14 protein-coding genes are annotated in these 16,996 nt (G+C 60.3%); 10 read left to right on the top strand and 4 right to left on the bottom strand.

All coding sequences use genetic code 11. The features are described 5' to 3' along the window. Positions 1–1,092: a LysM peptidoglycan-binding domain-containing protein gene (locus I6G90_RS16985; RefSeq protein WP_197928440.1), complete on the bottom strand. Its 1,092-nt coding sequence runs from the start codon at positions 1,090–1,092 to the stop codon at positions 1–3. A gap of 108 nt (positions 1,093–1,200) precedes the next feature. Between I6G90_RS16985 and def the strand changes: the two genes are divergently transcribed. The 5 genes from def (at position 1,201) to I6G90_RS16960 (ending at position 7,018) form a co-directional block, all read left to right on the top strand. Beyond that, positions 1,201–1,713, top strand: a complete 513-nt coding sequence (gene def, locus I6G90_RS16980; protein ID WP_042062412.1) for a peptide deformylase — start codon at positions 1,201–1,203, stop codon at positions 1,711–1,713. A 12-nt stretch (positions 1,714–1,725) separates the two neighbouring features. After that, on the top strand, positions 1,726–2,670 hold the full coding sequence (fmt, locus tag I6G90_RS16975) for a methionyl-tRNA formyltransferase (protein ID WP_197928438.1): 945 nt from the start codon (positions 1,726–1,728) through the stop codon (positions 2,668–2,670). Between the two features lie 60 nt (positions 2,671–2,730). Further along, on the top strand, positions 2,731–4,023 hold the full coding sequence (gene rsmB, locus I6G90_RS16970; RefSeq protein ID WP_111807273.1) for a 16S rRNA (cytosine(967)-C(5))-methyltransferase RsmB: 1,293 nt from the start codon (positions 2,731–2,733) through the stop codon (positions 4,021–4,023). Between the two features lie 79 nt (positions 4,024–4,102). Further along, positions 4,103–5,479 (top strand): Trk system potassium transporter TrkA, encoded by a 1,377-nt coding sequence (gene trkA / locus I6G90_RS16965; protein WP_042062417.1) that lies wholly within the window; start codon positions 4,103–4,105, stop codon positions 5,477–5,479. Between the two features lie 96 nt (positions 5,480–5,575). After that, a complete protein-coding gene (locus I6G90_RS16960) occupies positions 5,576–7,018 on the top strand; it encodes a TrkH family potassium uptake protein (RefSeq protein ID WP_042657333.1) in 1,443 nt (480 codons plus the stop codon). 249 nt (positions 7,019–7,267) lie between these two features. Here the strand turns inward: I6G90_RS16960 and typA are convergent, their stop codons facing one another. After that, entirely contained in the window at positions 7,268–9,079 is a 1,812-nt protein-coding gene (typA, locus tag I6G90_RS16955; protein ID WP_042062420.1) for a translational GTPase TypA, read from the bottom strand. Positions 9,080–9,431: 352 nt separating this feature from the next. Here typA and glnA point away from each other — a divergent pair, with 352 nt between their 5' ends. The 5 genes from glnA to add all read left to right on the top strand — a co-directional run bounded on the left by glnA (position 9,432) and on the right by add (position 15,249). Further along, the gene (gene glnA, locus I6G90_RS16950) at positions 9,432–10,841 is read left to right on the top strand and encodes a glutamate--ammonia ligase (protein WP_197928436.1); all 1,410 of its coding nucleotides are present in this window, start codon (positions 9,432–9,434) and stop codon (positions 10,839–10,841) included. 115 nt (positions 10,842–10,956) lie between these two features. Continuing rightward, positions 10,957–11,535 (top strand): DUF4124 domain-containing protein, encoded by a 579-nt coding sequence (locus tag I6G90_RS16945; RefSeq protein WP_139409732.1) that lies wholly within the window; start codon positions 10,957–10,959, stop codon positions 11,533–11,535. 86 nt (positions 11,536–11,621) lie between these two features. Then, entirely contained in the window at positions 11,622–12,677 is a 1,056-nt protein-coding gene (glnL, locus tag I6G90_RS16940) for a nitrogen regulation protein NR(II) (protein WP_197928434.1), read from the top strand. A 9-nt stretch (positions 12,678–12,686) separates the two neighbouring features. Next, on the top strand, positions 12,687–14,105 hold the full coding sequence (glnG, locus tag I6G90_RS16935) for a nitrogen regulation protein NR(I) (RefSeq protein ID WP_042062424.1): 1,419 nt from the start codon (positions 12,687–12,689) through the stop codon (positions 14,103–14,105). Positions 14,106–14,247: 142 nt separating this feature from the next. Then, the gene (add, locus tag I6G90_RS16930) at positions 14,248–15,249 is read left to right on the top strand and encodes an adenosine deaminase (RefSeq protein WP_100647087.1); all 1,002 of its coding nucleotides are present in this window, start codon (positions 14,248–14,250) and stop codon (positions 15,247–15,249) included. 151 nt (positions 15,250–15,400) lie between these two features. Here the strand turns inward: add and rmuC are convergent, their stop codons facing one another. Further along, entirely contained in the window at positions 15,401–16,741 is a 1,341-nt protein-coding gene (gene rmuC, locus I6G90_RS16925) for a DNA recombination protein RmuC (RefSeq protein WP_197928432.1), read from the bottom strand. Then, a complete protein-coding gene (locus I6G90_RS16920; protein WP_197928430.1) occupies positions 16,738–16,953 on the bottom strand; it encodes a hypothetical protein in 216 nt (71 codons plus the stop codon). The genes rmuC and I6G90_RS16920 overlap by 4 nt, the downstream gene beginning before the upstream one ends. Between the last annotated feature and the right edge of the window lie 43 nt (positions 16,954–16,996).

Below are 16,996 nucleotides of genomic sequence, written 5' to 3'. Positions count from 1 at the left end.
TCAGAAGTGAGTGACCTGATAACCCGAACTCACCATGTCGTTACTCTGCATGATGAGACCGTAACTCACCTTGTCATACACCTTGAACAACATGACGCGGGCAATCGCTTCGGAAGGCAGTGGTGCCTTGTTATTGCTGCTGTAAAACACCTTGTTGTAGACCGACGAGAGCTCCTTGTACTGCACATCGCCATTTTTGGTCACCAAGGCAGCACCGGGCCGCCTGACATCCAGCACATCCCCGGCGACCAGTTGATCACGACCACCCCGATTGATCAGCACCACATCAAACTTGCCACCGCCTCGGGTCTTGTTCGGCAAGTCGATGATATAACCCGGCGTGATGGCGGGTGCCGCCTTCGGCGTGAAGACGGCGGGCATGTTCTCCTGAGCGGGCAGCGGCATCACCTTGTCGCCCTGCAGCACTTCACGCTGGTTATGAGTCAGCGTCACTTCGGTCCGGTCGCCATCAAGACGCGCCACGGCGCGCACCACCCCGGCAAAGATGGCCTCCTGACCCAGTTGTTCACCGGTTTCACGATCCTTGTAGACCACCCCCGGGTGATAGATGCCATACATCTGGCCCGGCGTCAGGGAGCCCTGAACATAGAGAGTGTCCCCCTCCAGCATGCCGATATGTTTCTGGTCCGAGCCCAGCAGATAAGGCAGGGTTTTCTGCTGCTGGCTGTCTGCCAGAATATGGTCGGTTTGCAAGAAGGGGCCGATCTCGCTGATGGGCAGGGTCGGAATGGGGTTGGCCTTGTTCTCGTAACGGGTTTTCGGCCCCAAGCGGATGACCTGCTTGCCCCCCTGCATCGCCTTGCCGAGCCGGGGTTCACCATTGACCCAGCTCAGGTGCAGCACATCACCGGGGTAGATCCAGTGAGGATTGGCAATCTGCGGATTGATGTTCCAGAGCCGGGGCCACAGCCAGGGCTCGGATAGATACTTGCCGGAGATATCCCACAGGGTGTCGCCTTTTTGCACCACATAGCTTTCGGGATAGCCCGCTTTTAGCCTCAGCTGGTCGGCCAGAGCGGAGTGGCTCACGGTCACCAGCAGGCAGGCGAGGATGGTTTGCTTCAGATACATAACACTCCCTGTTACTTCTGCACGCAAAGTGTTGCTGTTTTTTGTCGGCGTAAATGACTAGAATTACGCCAATATTGACTGCATTTATACGAAACTAAAGAAAAAACTATGGCCATTCTAGATGTATTGCGTTTTCCCGATGAACGCCTGCGCACTGTCGCAGCCCCTGTCGAGACCTTTACACCCGAGTTACAACAGATTGTAGATGATATGTTCGAAACCATGTATGCGGAGGAAGGCATTGGCCTGGCCGCGACTCAGGTCGACGTTCATCAACGCATCATAGTGATCGATGTCTCTGAAAACCGTGAAGATCCTCTGGTATTGATCAATCCGGAGATCATCGAGCAGTGCGGCAGCACCGGCATCGAAGAGGGTTGCCTCTCCGTGCCCGGCAGTCGTGCTCTGGTGCCACGCGCCGAACAGGTCAAAATCCGCGCGCTGGATCGCAACGGCAAGCCGTTCGAGCTGGAAGCCGACGATCTGCTCGCCATCTGCATCCAGCATGAGATGGATCATCTGGTCGGCAAGCTGTTTGTGGATTACTTATCCCCGCTCAAGCGCCAACGCATTCGCCAGAAGCTGGAAAAGATGGCCCGTGAAGATCGCAAAGTCCTCTGAGGATCTGCCCCATTGAATAAGCTGAAACTGATTTTTGCCGGTACTCCCGACTTCGCCGCCCGTCACCTGGCGGCGTTGTTGTCTTCCGACCACGAGGTCGTTGCCGTTTATACCCAGCCGGACAAACCCGCCGGTCGTGGTCAGAAGCTCACTGCCAGCCCGGTCAAAGAGCTGGCCCTGAGCCATAATCTGCCGGTCTATCAACCGGCAACCCTGCGCAAGGAAGAGGCGCAAGCCGAGCTGGCTGCTCTGGGGGCCGACCTGATGGTCGTCGTGGCCTATGGCCTGATCCTGCCCAAGGTGGTGCTCGATACCCCGCGTCTGGGTTGTATCAACGTCCACGGCTCCCTGCTGCCCCGCTGGCGCGGCGCAGCGCCGATCCAGCGCGCCATCTGGGCAGGCGATAACGAAACCGGCGTCACCATCATGCAGATGGATGTAGGGCTGGATACCGGCGCCATGATCCGCAAGGTAAGCTGCCCCATCGCCGCCGATGACACCTCCGCCAGCCTCTATGACAAGCTGGCCGAGCTGGGCCCGCAGGCGCTGGTCGACACCATCAATGCCATGGCCACCGGTGAAACCGCAGCCGAGGCACAAGATGATGCGCAGGCAAACTATGCCGAAAAGCTCTCCAAGGAAGAGGCCCGCATCGACTGGTCGATGGAGGCTGTTGCCATCGAACGCTGCATCCGCTCGTTCAACCCCTGGCCAATCAGCTGGTTTGAAGTCGCCGACCAGACCGTCAAGGTGTGGCAAGCCGCGGTGGTGGACAGTGACCACGGCCAACCCGCTGGCACCCTGCTCAAGGCCGACAAACAGGGGATCGACATCGCCACCGGCAAAGGGGTACTGCGCCTGCTGACCCTGCAACCGCCCGGCAAGAAGGCCATGTCCGTTTCGGATCTGCTCAACTCTCGCCGCGACTGGTTTGAACCCGGCACGCAATTGAATTGAACTGGATTGAATTGACACAAGCGGGGCCCAGGCCCCGACTTGCGCATCTAAGGTAACTCTATGAAAACACGTGCACAGGCCGCTCTCGTTATTCAACAGGTGCTGGATCAGGGTCAATCCCTCTCCGCTGTTCTGCCTGCTGCCCAGGAGAAGGTCGCGCCTCGCGATCGCGCTCTCCTGCAAGAACTCTGCTACGGCACCCTGCGCTGGCTGCCCCGCCTCGATGCGGCAGTCAACGAGATGATGGACAAGCCGCTCAAGAACAAGAGCCGTATTTTCCATTACCTCATCCTGGTCGGTCTCTATCAGCTCATCTACACCCGCATTCCGGCTCACGCCGCGGTGGCCGAGACCGTCAATGCCGTCAAACTGCTCAAAGGTACCTCCCTGCGTGGCCTCATCAACGGCGTGCTGCGCAACTTCCAGCGCAGCGCCGAAGTCATTCTGCTGCGCATCGACCGCGTTCCCAGCATTCGCCTCGGTCATCCCGAGTGGCTCACCAAGCGCCTGCGTCAGGCTTATCACGATGAGTGGGAATTCATCATGGAGGCGAACAACCAGCGCCCTCCCATGTGGATCCGCAACAACAGCCAGCGCCAGAGCCGTGATGCCATGCTGGCTCGCATGGCCGACGTCGGCATCAATGCCGTGGCCGGTGAAGAGGGCGAGGATTGCATCCTGCTGGAGCGTCCTTGCGACGTGACCAAGCTGCCCGGCTTCGAGGTCGGTGACTGCTCGGTACAGGATGGTGCAGCACAACAGGCTGCGGCACTGCTCGACCCGCAACCAGGCGAGTGGGTGCTGGATGCCTGCGCGGCACCCGGCGGCAAGACTGCCCACCTGCTGGAGCGTCAACCCAAGCTGGCTGGCGTAGTCGCCGTCGATGCTGACGAGAACCGCCTCAAGCGGGTGCAGGAGAACCTGGACCGCATCGGCCTGACCGCCAAGGTTATCCACGGCGATGCTGCGGCACCGGAACAGTGGTGGCCGGAGGGTCAGTTCGACCGCATCCTGCTGGATGCCCCCTGCTCCGCCACCGGCGTGATCCGCCGCCATCCCGACATCAAGTGGCTGCGCCGGGATCAGGACATTCGCGAGCTGGCCGAACTGCAGCGCCGCATTCTCAATGCCCTCTGGGGCAAGCTGAAAAGCGGCGGCACCCTGCTCTACGCCACCTGCTCCGTCCTGCCGGAAGAGAACCGCGAGCAGATCCGCGCCTTCCTTGCGGCGACCAAAGATGCCAAATTGGTGCCATTGCACGAACAGGACACCCCGGACTGCCCGGGTCGTCAGTTCCTGCCGGGTGAAGCCGAGATGGATGGCTTCTACTACGCCAAACTGTTCAAGCTGTGAGTCTGGCCAGCTTCTCCCGGGGTAGCCGCCATGCTGGCGGCACGCCCCTTTACTGCATCAACGTGAGTAGACGTTCCCTATGAAGATCATCATTTTGGGAGCCGGCCAGGTCGGCGGCACCCTGGCCGAGAACCTGGCCGGGGAGAACAACGACATCACCATCGTCGATACCGACAGCGAACGGCTGCGCGAGCTGCAGGACAAGTTTGACCTGCGGGTGGTCAATGGTCACGGCGCCCACCCCAGGGTGCTGCGCGAAGCGGGGGCCCAGGATGCCGACATGCTGGTTGCCGTCACCAACAGTGACGAGACCAACATGATCGCCTGTCAGGTGGCCTACTCCCTGTTCAACACCCCGAACAAGGTGGCGCGGATCCGCTCGCCCGCCTATCTGACCGAGCGGGATCGTCTGTTCCTGCCGGAATCGGTGCCGGTGGATCACCTGATCGCGCCGGAACAGCTGGTGACCGACTATGTACGTCGCCTGATCGAGTATCCGGGTGCCCTGCAGGTGGTTGATTTTGCAGGTGGTCGCGTTGGTCTGGTGGCGGTCAAGGCCTACTACGGCGGCCCGCTGGTGGGCAATGCCCTCTCCACCCTGCGCGAGCACATGCCCAACATCGAGACTCGTGTAGCGGCCATCTTCCGTCAGGGCCGTCCGATCCGTCCGCAAGGCACCACCATCATCGAAGCGGATGACGAGGTCTTCTTCGTTGCCGCCGCGGGCCATATCCGCGCCGTGATGTCGGAGCTGCAGCGCCTCGAGAGCCCTTACCGCCGTATCATGATCGTCGGTGGCGGCAACATCGGCGCCGGCCTCGCCCGCCAGCTGGAGAAGCGCTACAGCGTCAAGCTTATCGAGCGCAACCAGAAGCGAGCGGAGCAGCTCTCCGAACTGCTGGAGAACACCATCGTCTTCTGCGGCGATGCGGCGGATCAGGAGCTGCTGGCCGAGGAGCACATCGATCAGATCGACGTCTTCATCGCCGTGACCAACGAGGACGAGGCCAACATCATGTCGGCGCTGCTCGCCAAGAAGATGGGCGCCAAGAAGACCATGGTGCTGATCCAGCGCGGCGCCTACGTCGATCTGGTGCAGGGTGGCTCCATCGATATCGCCATCTCGCCGCAGCAGGCCACCATCTCGGCGCTGTTGACCCACGTGCGCCGGGCCGATATCGCCAACGTCTACAGCCTGCGCCGCGGTGCGGCCGAGGCGATCGAGGCGATCGCCCACGGCGACGAGAACACCTCCAAGGTGGTCGGCAAGACGGTGGGCGAACTCAAGCTGCCGCCGGGCACCACCATCGGTGCCGTGGTGCGCGGGGATGAGGTACTAATCGCTCACGATCGCACCAAGATCCAGCAGGATGACCACGTGGTCATGTTCCTGGTGGACAAGAAGTACATCCCGGAAGTAGAGCGGCTGTTCCAGCCAAGCCCCTTCTTCCTGTAACGTCTTCATGCGCACAGGCTGTCAAACCAGACCCGGCTCAGCTCCTCCAAGGGGATGGTCCGGGTCTTTTGTTAATCAACGACCAGGTTATCGAACATGATCAAGCTGCGTCCCATTATCTTCACCCTGGGGCTGGTGCTCTCCAAGCTGGCGCTCTTCATGTGGCTGCCCACCTTGCTGGCACTGCTCACCGGGTCAGAGGGATTTGTCGAGTTTCTCAAGTCCGTGCTGATCACCCACGGCGCCGCCCTTCTCTGCCTCCACTACGGCCGCAAGGCGGAGTTTCATCTGGGGGTGCGGGAGATGTTCCTGCTCACCACCTCGGTCTGGGTAGTGGCCTGTGCCTTCGGCGCGCTGCCCTTTGTCTTCATCACCCACATCAACTTTACCGACGCCTACTTCGAGACCATGTCGGGGGTCACCACCACGGGCTCCACCGTGCTCTCCGGCCTCGACAACATGGCCCACAGCATCCTGTTGTGGCGCTCCATCTTGCAGTGGCTGGGCGGGGTCGGCTTTATCGTGATGGCGGTTGCCGTACTGCCCTACCTCAACGTCGGCGGTATGAAGCTGTTCCAGACCGAGAGCTCGGACTGGTCAGACAAAAGCGCGCCGCGGGCCAAGACGGTGGCCAACAACATCGTCGTGGTCTATCTGGTGCTCTCCATGCTCTGCTTCATGGCCTACTGGGCCAGCGGCATGAACATGTTCGAGGCGATTAACCACGCCATGACCACCCTCAGTACCGGCGGTTACTCCACCTCCGATCAATCCATGTCCCACTTCTCCAACTCGGCACACTGGATTGGCACCCTGTTCATGTTCCTTGGCGGCTTGCCCTTCCTGCTCTATGTGCAGAGCCTTAACCACAGGGACTACAGCCTGTTCAAGGATGCCCAGGTGCGCGGCTTCTTCTGGCTGGTGGTATGGGTCACCGCCATCATGACCCTCTATCTGTGGCAGCGGGATCTGTTCAGCTTTATGGATGCCCTGCGCATCAGCTGCTTCAACATCGTCTCGGTACTCACCACCACCGGCTTCGGTCTCGGTGACTTCGGCACCTGGGGCCCGCTCGCCAGCATCGTCTTCATCGTGCTGCTGGCGCTGGGAGCCTGCTCCGGCTCCACTGCGGGTGGTCTGAAGATCTTCCGGGTGCAGGTAGCCTTCGCCCTGTTCAGAAAGCAGATGCGCCAGCTGATGCACCCCTCCGCCGTGTTCCCGCAGAAATACAACGGCCGGACGGTCAATGACGCCATCATCCGCTCGATGATCTCCTTCGTGCTGGCCTACTTCGCCATCATTCTGGTGATCGCCGCGCTGCTGGCCGCCATCGGGCTCGATCCCCTCACCTCCATCTCCAGCTCCATCACCGCCGTCGCCAACGTCGGCCCGGGCATGGGCCCTGTGGTTGGCCCCAGCACCAACTTTGCCAGCCTGCCGGAATCAGCCAAGTGGCTGCTGTCGTTTGGCATGCTGCTGGGACGGCTGGAGATCCTGACGGTCGCCGTACTCTTCTTCCCCTCCTTCTGGCGCCAGTAACCCCTTCTGCATGCCAGCAAAAAGCCGCAGCGCTCACCCGCTGCGGCTTTGTTATCTCACCCATCCCCACGACTTTGCTCAGCGCTTATCGGCCCATTCATCACCCATTGCCGGATGGCCTGAACGACCTCACATAGATGGCCAGAGCGGAGCACACGCATAAAAAAACGGACCCAAACCAGAGGTTTGGGTCCGTTTATCAGTGAACCGTCAGCGGCCACGAGGGCTGCCGAGACTCAGCGCATGGCATTAACCACGGCCGGAGCGCTTGCGGTCCATCTCGGTCAGCAATTTCTTGCGGATACGGATGTTCTTCGGAGTCACTTCTACCAGTTCGTCGTTGTCGATGAACTCGAGAGCCTGTTCCAGAGTCATGCGGATCGGCGGAGTCAGCACTTGGGCTTCGTCGGTACCGGAGGCACGCATGTTGGTCAGCTGTTTGCCCTTCAGGCAGTTAACAGTCAGGTCGTTGGAACGGGAGTGAATACCGATCACCTGGCCTTCGTACACTTCGGTCGCGTGACCGATGAACAGACGACCGCGGTCTTGCAGACCGAACAGGGCGTAAGTCAGGGCCTTACCGGTTGCGTTGGAGATCAGCACGCCGTTCTGACGCTCGCCGATGCTGCCACCCTTGTGCGGACCGTAATGGTCGAAGGTGTGGTACAGCAGACCGGTACCGGAGGTCATGGTCATGAACTCGGTCTGGAAACCGATCAGGCCACGGCTCGGGATCATGAAGTCAAGACGGACACGACCCTTGCCATCCGGCGTCATGTTGGTCATTTCGCCTTTACGCAGACCCAGTTGCTCCATCACGGAACCCTGGTGCGCTTCTTCAACGTCCACGGTTACGGTTTCGAACGGTTCTTGCAGAACGCCGTCAACGGTACGCAGGATTACTTCCGGACGAGACACAGCCAGTTCGTAACCTTCGCGACGCATGTTTTCGATCAGGATGGAGAGGTGCAGTTCACCACGACCGGATACGCGGAACTTGTCCGGATCATCAGTCTCTTCCACGCGCAGGGCCACGTTGTGGACCAGCTCCTGGTTCAGACGCTCCAGAATGTTACGGGAGGTCACGAACTTGCCTTCTTTACCGGCGAACGGTGAGGTGTTGACCTGGAAGGTCATGTTCACGGTCGGCTCGTCAACGGAGAGCGGCGGCAGGGCTTCAACAGCACCGTTGTCACAGATGGTGTCGGAGATTTTCAGCTCGCCCAGACCGGTGATGGCGATGATGTCACCCGCTTGCGCGTCGGTAACTTCAGTACGGGACAGGCCCAGGTAACCCAGCACCTGGCCGACTTTACCGTTACGGGTTTTGCCGTCAGCACCAACGATGGTGACTTGCTGGTTGGTCTTGACGCGACCACGGGTGATACGGCCGATACCGATAACGCCGACGTAGGAGTTGTAGTCCAGCTGGGAAATCTGCATCTGGAAACCACCGTCGGCATCCGCCGCCGGGGCTTCTACGTTGTCAACGATAGCCTGGAACAGCGGCTCCATGTTCTCGGACTCGACGTCCTGATCCATGGTGGCCCAACCGTTCAGTGCAGAGGCGTAAACAACTTTGAAATCCAGCTGTTCGTCAGTCGCGCCCAGGTTGTCGAACAGGTCGAATACCTGATCCATTACCCAGTCAGGACGAGCACCCGGACGGTCGATCTTGTTGATGACCACGATCGGCTTCAGACCCTGAGCGAACGCTTTCTGGGTCACGAAACGGGTTTGCGGCATCGGGCCATCTACGGCGTCAACCAGCAGCAGCACGGAGTCAACCATGGACAGTACGCGCTCAACTTCACCACCGAAGTCGGCGTGACCCGGGGTATCAACGATGTTGATGCGGTAGTCGTTCCAGCGGATCGCAGTGTTCTTGGCGAGAATGGTGATGCCACGTTCCCGTTCCAGATCATTGGAGTCCATGATCCGTTCCTGACCTTCGCTGGTGCGATCCAGAGTACCGGATTGCTGCAGCAGCTTATCAACCAGAGTCGTTTTGCCGTGGTCAACGTGCGCAATAATCGCAATATTGCGTAAATTCTCTAACATTCTCGCCTCAAATCACCGGGTAAAATTGGGCGCTAATTGTACTCTCGCCTTTGTGATCTGCCTAGCAGAATTGCAGTACATTCGCGCACAACAACGGATCTGGATCATAGACCTCCCCGACAAACCCTGCTTAGATGGGCGGTGGCCGTATTTTGCGCACCATTATAGCGCACCAAAACGATCCACCACTGCACTAAATTGATGCAACACGAGTCGAGAACGCCTGATTTTGGGGAGCCTCATCAGCGGGATTGCCCTGAAATCAAGCTGTCACAAACTTGGCACGATACTGGCTTATGTGAATGTGACGACGCATTCACCCAGAGAGTTTTAACACCGGAGGTTACTTAGCATGTCAGCCCAGAACGTATTGGCCCTGATCCAGGAACACGAAGTCAAGTTTGTTGATCTGCGCTTTACCGACACCAAGGGTAAAGAGCAGCATGTATCCATCCCTGCTCACCAGGTTGATGAAGATTTCTTCGAAGACGGCAAGATGTTCGATGGTTCCTCCATCGGTGGCTGGAAAGGCATCAACGAATCCGACATGGTACTGATGCCGGACGCAGCCTCCGCCAAGCTGGACCCGTTCACCGAAGAGACCACGCTGAACATCGTTTGTGACGTGCTGGAGCCTGCCACCATGCAGGGCTACGACCGCGATCCGCGCTCCATTGCCAAGCGTGCCGAAGATTTCCTGAAAGCCAGCGGCATCGCTGACACCGTGCTGTTCGGGCCGGAGCCGGAATTCTTCATGTTCGACAACATCACCTTCTCGAACACCATGGGCCACAGCTTCGTAAAAATCGAATCTGAAGAAGCCGCATGGAACTCCGGCACTGCCTATGAGCATGGCAACAAGGGTCACCGTCCGTTCGTGAAAGGCGGTTATTTCCCGGTTGCGCCGGTCGACTCCTCCCAGGATATCCGCGCCGCCATGTGTCTGGTGCTGGAAGAGATGGGCCAGGTTGTTGAAGCTCACCACCACGAAGTGGCCACTGCCGGTCAGAACGAGATCGCTACCCGCTTTAATACTCTTACGCTGAAAGCTGACGAAGTGCAGGTGCTGAAGTACGTGATCCACAACGTGGCCCACGCCTACAACAAGACCGTTACCTTCATGCCGAAACCCATGTTCGGTGACAACGGCTCCGGCATGCACTGCCACCAGTCTCTGGCCAAGAACGGCGTCAACCTGTTCGCTGGCGACCTGTATGGCGGCCTGTCCGAAATGGCTCTGCACTACATCGGCGGTATCATCAAGCACGCCAAGGCCATCAACGCCTTCGCCAACCCGACCACCAACTCCTACAAGCGTCTGGTTCCGGGTTATGAAGCACCGGTCATGCTGGCCTACTCTGCCCGCAACCGCTCTGCCTCCATCCGCATCCCGGTAGTACCGAGCCCGAAAGCCCGTCGTATCGAAGTGCGCTTCCCGGATCCGGCTGCCAACCCGTACCTGGCCTTCGCAGCCCAGCTGATGGCCGGTCTGGACGGTATCATCAACAAGATCCATCCGGGCGATGCCATGGACAAGAACTTGTATGACCTGCCGCCGGAAGAAGCCGCAGAAGTACCGACCGTTGCCGGTTCTCTGGACGAAGCGCTGGCTGCTCTGGATAGCGATCGCGAGTTCCTGACCCGTGGTGGCGTGTTCAGCGATGACTTCATCAACTCCTACCTGGAACTGAAACAGCAGGATGTTGACCGTGTGCGCATGACCCCGCACCCGCTGGAGTTCGAACTGTACTACTCCGTCTAAGCCAGAACAGGCTGCCCATTTAAATCCGGCCAGCTTGCTTAATCGTGACAAAACCCGCCATCTGGCGGGTTTTTTCTCTGATAGGATTAAGAAAATGACCGTCAAGGAGAGATGGATGAACAACAAGCATGTTTTAGGGGTGCTCACCCTGCTGTTACTGACCTCGTTCGGGGCAGATGCGGCCAAGGTCTACTCCTGGGTCGATGGCAATGGCATCACCCACTACACGGATGCACCACCGCCAAACAAGAGTGCCAAAGAGGTCGATCTGCGGGTCGCCCCGCTGCTGGGCAGCAGCACGCCCAAATCGGTGCAGGTGGACAACTTCAACAGCCTGACCGGCGCCGATGCCAAGAAGGAAAAAGAAGCAGCCAAGCTGGCCATCGAACTGCTTTCCCCGGAACAGGGCAGCACGCTGCGCGACAACACCGGCAACATCGTCTTTCAGGGCAATATCAGTCCGAAACCACCGACCCAGTATGATGTGCGCCTGATCCTGGATGGCAAGGCTGCCCCCATCGTCAACAACAGCCTGTCGATCCGCGTCGAGAACGTTGATCGCGGCGCCCACGAGGCTCAGCTCGAGCTGCTCGCCAAAGACGGTACGATCCTTGCTAAATCCAGTGCAGTCACCTTTTACCTGCATAGAGCGAGCGTGACGCCGGCTCCCAAACCCACCCCCAAAGCCGACTAGGGGTGATATAGCGCACCGATGCGGGTAAACTCTATGCACCATATCGGTGCATAACAGGTGTGTAGCACCGTTTTAGGGAGAAACCTGTGCCAACCCGCTCGGACAACGCCAAAACACTCTTGGATAATTTGCTGACCGCCGTGATCCTGATGGATGAGCGGCTCAGCATCCAATTCGTCAACCCGGCGGCTGAACAGCTGCTCTCCCTCAGTGAACGCAGGCTGATCGGTATCGAACTGCCCCATCTGCTGGAACATATCTCCCTCGACCTGCAACGGCTGAAACAGTGCCTCATTTCAGGGCAGGGCTTTACCGATAGCGAAGTGACCCTGGTGGTAGAGGGAGAACCGCGGTTGGTAGAACTGAGTGCAACGCCCATGGCTGACCATGAACAGCGCCTGCTGGTGGTGGAGCTGCGCAAGATCGACCAGCAGAAGAAGATCAGCCAGGAGCAGCAGCAACATGCCCAACAGCTGGCGGCCAAGGAGCTGGTGCGCGGCCTGGCCCACGAGATCAAGAATCCCCTCGGCGGCCTGCGCGGCGCGGCCCAGCTGCTGCAAAAAGAGTTGCCGGACCCGGCGCTGCGCGAATATACCGGCATCATCATCGAGCAGGCCGACCGGCTGCGGGTGCTGGTCGATAGGCTGCTCGGCCCCCAGCGCCCCGGCCGCCACCAGATGCACAATGTCCATTCGGTGCTGGAGCAGGTACGTCGACTGGTGGAGCTGGAGCTGCCCCCCTCTGTTCGCATCGAGCGGGATTACGACCCCAGCATCCCCGAATTCGAGATGGAGCCGGATCAGCTGCAGCAGGCGTTTCTCAACATAGTGCGCAACGCCGCCGAAGCGCTGGGCGATCAGACCGGGCTTATCCGCATCAAGACTCGCACCGCGTTCCAGATCACCATCCACGGCCAACGCTACCGGCTGGCGGCGGAGATCAAGATCATCGACAACGGCCCCGGCATTCCCGATGCCATCCGCGACACCCTGTTCTACCCGATGATCACCGGCAAGGAGGGAGGTACCGGGCTCGGCCTCTCCATCGCCCAGAACCTGATCGACCAGCACAAGGGACGGATTGACTGCATCAGCTGGCCGGGTCACACCGAATTCACCATTTTTCTACCGCTTCGCAAGTAAGGGAACCCCATGACCGCCAAAGTGTGGATCGTCGATGACGACAGTTCTATCCGCTGGGTGCTGGAGCGCACTCTCGGCAGCGAAGGCTTCAACTGCGAGAGCTTTGCCGATGGCGAAGCGCTGCTGCACGCCCTTGAGCTGCGCTCGCCCGATGTGATCCTCTCCGATATCCGGATGCCCGGCATCGACGGCCTGAGCCTGCTGGAGCAGATCCACCGCCGTCAGGCCGATCTGCCCATCATCATCATGACCGCCCACTCGGATCTCGACAGCGCGGTCAACGCCTACCAGCGCGGTGCCTTCGAGTACCTGCCCAAGCCGTTCGATATCGACGAAGCGGTGACCCTGGTGCGCCGCGCCGAAAATCACCTCAAGGAGCAGCGCACCAAGCGCAAGTCTCGCCAGCAAGAAGCCACCGCCACTCCCGAGATCATCGGCGAGGCACCGGCGATGCAGGAGGTGTTCCGCGCCATCGGCCGCCTGTCGCGCTCCAGCATCTCGGTGCTGATCAACGGCCAGAGCGGCACCGGCAAGGAGCTGGTCGCCCATGCGCTGCACAAGCACAGCCCGCGCGCCCACAAGAACTTCATCGCCCTCAACATGGCGGCTATTCCGAAAGATCTCATCGAATCCGAGCTGTTCGGTCACGAGAAGGGGGCCTTCACCGGCGCCAACAACATCCGCCACGGCCGCTTCGAGCAGGCCGACGGCGGTACCCTGTTTCTCGACGAGATCGGCGACATGCCGCTGGATGTGCAGACCCGGCTGTTGCGGGTGCTGGCCGATGGCCAATTCTACCGGGTCGGCGGCCACCAGCCGGTGCAGGTGGATGTGCGGATCATCGCCGCCACCCACCAGAATCTGGAGAAAAGAGTGGCCGATGGCGAGTTTCGCGAAGATCTGTTCCACCGCCTCAACGTCATCCGCATCCACATCCCCGCCCTCAAGGAGCGCCGCGAGGATATCCCCCAGCTGGCCCGCCACTTCCTGCTGCGCGCCGCCAAGGAGCTGAACGTCGAGGCCAAGAGCCTGCACCCGGATACCCAGGCCTATATCAGCCGTTTGCCCTGGCCGGGCAACGTGCGCCAGCTGGAGAACGTCTGCCGCTGGCTCACCGTGATGGCTTCGGGGCAGGAGGTGCTGGTCGGCGATCTGCCTGCCGAGCTGCTCACCCCCATCACCAACAGTGCCGAACCCGGTCAACCGGCGATGCCCGGCTGCTGGCAGCAGCAGTTGCAGGAGTGGGTGGCCAGCAAGTTGGCGCTGGGCGAGATCGATATCCTGGCCGATGCCATGCCCCAGTTCGAACGGATCATGCTGGAGACGGCGCTGGAACACACCCACGGCCACAAACAGGAAGCGGCGCGCCTGCTTGGCTGGGGTCGCAACACCCTGACCCGCAAGCTGAAGGAACTCGATCTCTCCTGAGTCCCCGGGAAAAACGATTCCCATCACGCCCTGACAAATCACTGCCCGCAAGCACCCCGTTTAACCGTAAACGGGGTATCTTTTTTGAAAGCCCCGCCTAGAATGGCAGGCTTTCAAACCTGACTCGACTAGGGCGCCAACCATGATTGACAGATCTCTCCCCCTGACCGACCTGCACCGCCATCTGGACGGCAACATCCGCCCGCAAACCATCCTCGAGCTGGGTCGCCAACACAATATCGCGCTGCCCGCCTTCGAGCTGGAAGCGCTGCGCCCCCACGTACAGATCGTCGAGAACGAGCCGAGTCTGGTCGCCTTCCTCAAGAAGCTGGATTGGGGCGTGGCCGTGCTGGCCGACTATGACGCCTGCCGCCGGGTCGCCTACGAAAACGTGGAAGATCTGCTGCGCGCCGGTATCGACTATGCCGAGCTGCGTTTCAGCCCAGCCTACATGGCGATGGCCCACAAACTGCACCCGCAGGGCGTGGTGGAAGCCATTATCGACGGCGTGGCCGCTGGCAGCCGCGACTTCGGCATCAAGACCAACCTGATCGGCATCATGAGCCGCACCTTCGGCACCGAGCAGTGCAATCAGGAGCTGGCCGCCTGTCTGGCCCACCGCGACAAGCTGGTCGCCATCGATCTGGCCGGTGACGAGCTGGGCTTCCCGGGCACCCTCTTTACCGACCACTTCCGCAAGGTGCGCGATGCGGGCCTGCGCGTCACGGTGCACGCCGGTGAAGCCGCTGGCCCCGAGAGCATGTGGCAGGCCATTCGCGAGCTGGGCGCCGAGCGTATCGGCCACGGCGTCAAAGCGATTCAGGATCCGGCCCTGATGGCCTATCTGGCCGAACACCGCATCGGCATCGAATCCTGCCTCACCTCCAACATCCAGACCACTACGGTAGCGAGCCTGACCGAGCACCCGATCCGCCAGTTCCTGGCTGCCGGTGTACTGGCCTGCCTCAACACCGACGACCCGGCAGTAGAGGGCATCGACCTGCCCCACGAATATGAGGTGGCCGCTCCGGCCGCTGGCATGACGGCGAGCGAAATCCGCACCGCCCAGCAGAACGGCCTGACCCTGGCCTTCCTGAGCGATAGCGAGAAAGCAGAGCTGAGCGCCCGCGCTGCCAGCCGCTGATTAACACCAGCAGTACAAATAAAAACGCCCCACTTCGGTGGGCCGTTGTTATTTACGGAGTTCTGAAGATGGGTAGGCGCTAGGCAGACGGTAGATAGCAAAAGGCCCAAACCGTGTTTGGGCCTTTTGCTGATGGCGGTGCAGGGGAAAACTACTCCTGCTCCTTGTCGCGCTCCAGCGCGCGCTCCACCAGCGGCTCGGGCAGGCTCTTGGTCACCTCCACCCCCAGCTCACGGAAACGCTCGACCTGCGCAATCAGGTTGCCACGGCCGTTGACCAGTCGCCCCATCGCCTTGTCGTAACTCTCCTGCGCCTTGTGCAAGCTGCCCCCCATCTGCTGCATCTCCTCGACAAACAGCCGCAGCTTCTCGTAGAGGCGACCGGCCCGCTCGGCAATCTGGCGGGCATTCTGGTTCTGCCGCTCGTAGCGCCACAGGTTCTCGATGGTGCGCAGCGCCACCATCAGGTTGGTGGGGCTCACCAGCAGAATGTTGTTGTCGAGACCGTAACGCACCAGCGAGGGATCGGCTTCCATCGCGGTGAGGAAGGCGGGCTCCACCGCCACGAACATCAGCACATAATCGAGGGTGCGCACCCCGGGCAGCTGCTGGTAATCCTTGCGGCCCAGCTCGCGGATATGGTTGCGCACCGAGGCGACGTGCTCTTTCAGCGCCACCGCCTTCTCCAGCTCGTCATCGGCGTTGTACCAGCGCTCGTAGGCGGTCAGTGACACCTTGGCGTCGATGATGATGTCTTTCTCTTGTGGCAGGTGGACGATCACGTCGGGCTGGTAGCGCTTGCCCTTCTCCACCTCGATATTGACCTGGGTGTGGTACTCGTGACCTTCGCGCAGACCGCACTCACTGAGGATCCGTGCCAGCACCACTTCTCCCCAGTTGCCCTGCTGCTTGCTGTCGCCCTTGAGGGCGCGGGTCAGGGCGGCCGCCTCTTCGGTCATGCGGGCGTTGAGCTCGGCGAGGCGCTCCAGCTCGAACTTGAGGCTGTGGCGCTGGGCTGTCTCCTGGGCGTGGGTCTCACCCACCTGACGGCGAAAGCCCTCGAGCTGCTCTTTGAGCGGTGTGAGCAACAGATCGAGGCTGTTCTGGTTCAACTCGCGGAAGTTACCGGAGTTTTGCTCGAAGATCCGGTTGGCAAGGTTCTCGAACTGCTGGCTAAGGCGCTGCTCCGCCTCCTGTTGCAGTTGCAGCTTCTCGGCGGCGGCCAGCCGCTCGCTGCGCAAGGTCGCTTCCGCATCCTTGAGGCGGGCGGTGAGCTTGATGAGCAGGGTCTGCTGCTGATCCAGCTTCTGCTGGCCTTGCATCCGCTCATCCTGCAACTCGTCGAAGCGATCCTGCAGCGCCTGATAACGCTCCTGCGCCAGCATCAGCTCCTGAGCCTGCGCCGTGGCGGCTCGCTGCCCGATCAGCCAGCCCAGTCCGAGGGCCAGCACGGCGGCGGGCAACAAGATTCCCCAGAGCCCGGGGTCGATCATTTGCGGCTCCGCTGACGCAGGAACAGTTCGAGATAGCGGTTAACCAAAATCCAGATCACCACGTAGATGAGGTAGACGGCCAGCACCACCCACTTGTGAGTGTTGACGCCGGTATCGAGCTCGGCGAACTCGATATCCTTGATGCGGCAGTAGGCCCACATCAGCAGGGGAAAGACATAGAGCAGGGACGCACGCCAGAGAAATAGCCACATATGTTTTCATTCAACCACGTAAAAAGACCCGCCTAGCTTACAC

It is taken from the genome of Aeromonas allosaccharophila, assembly GCF_016026615.1.
Taxonomy (GTDB): domain Bacteria; phylum Pseudomonadota; class Gammaproteobacteria; order Enterobacterales; family Aeromonadaceae; genus Aeromonas; species Aeromonas allosaccharophila.
Note: the sequence above shows the minus strand (reverse complement) of the source record. Positions and strands in the feature narration are given on the sequence as shown.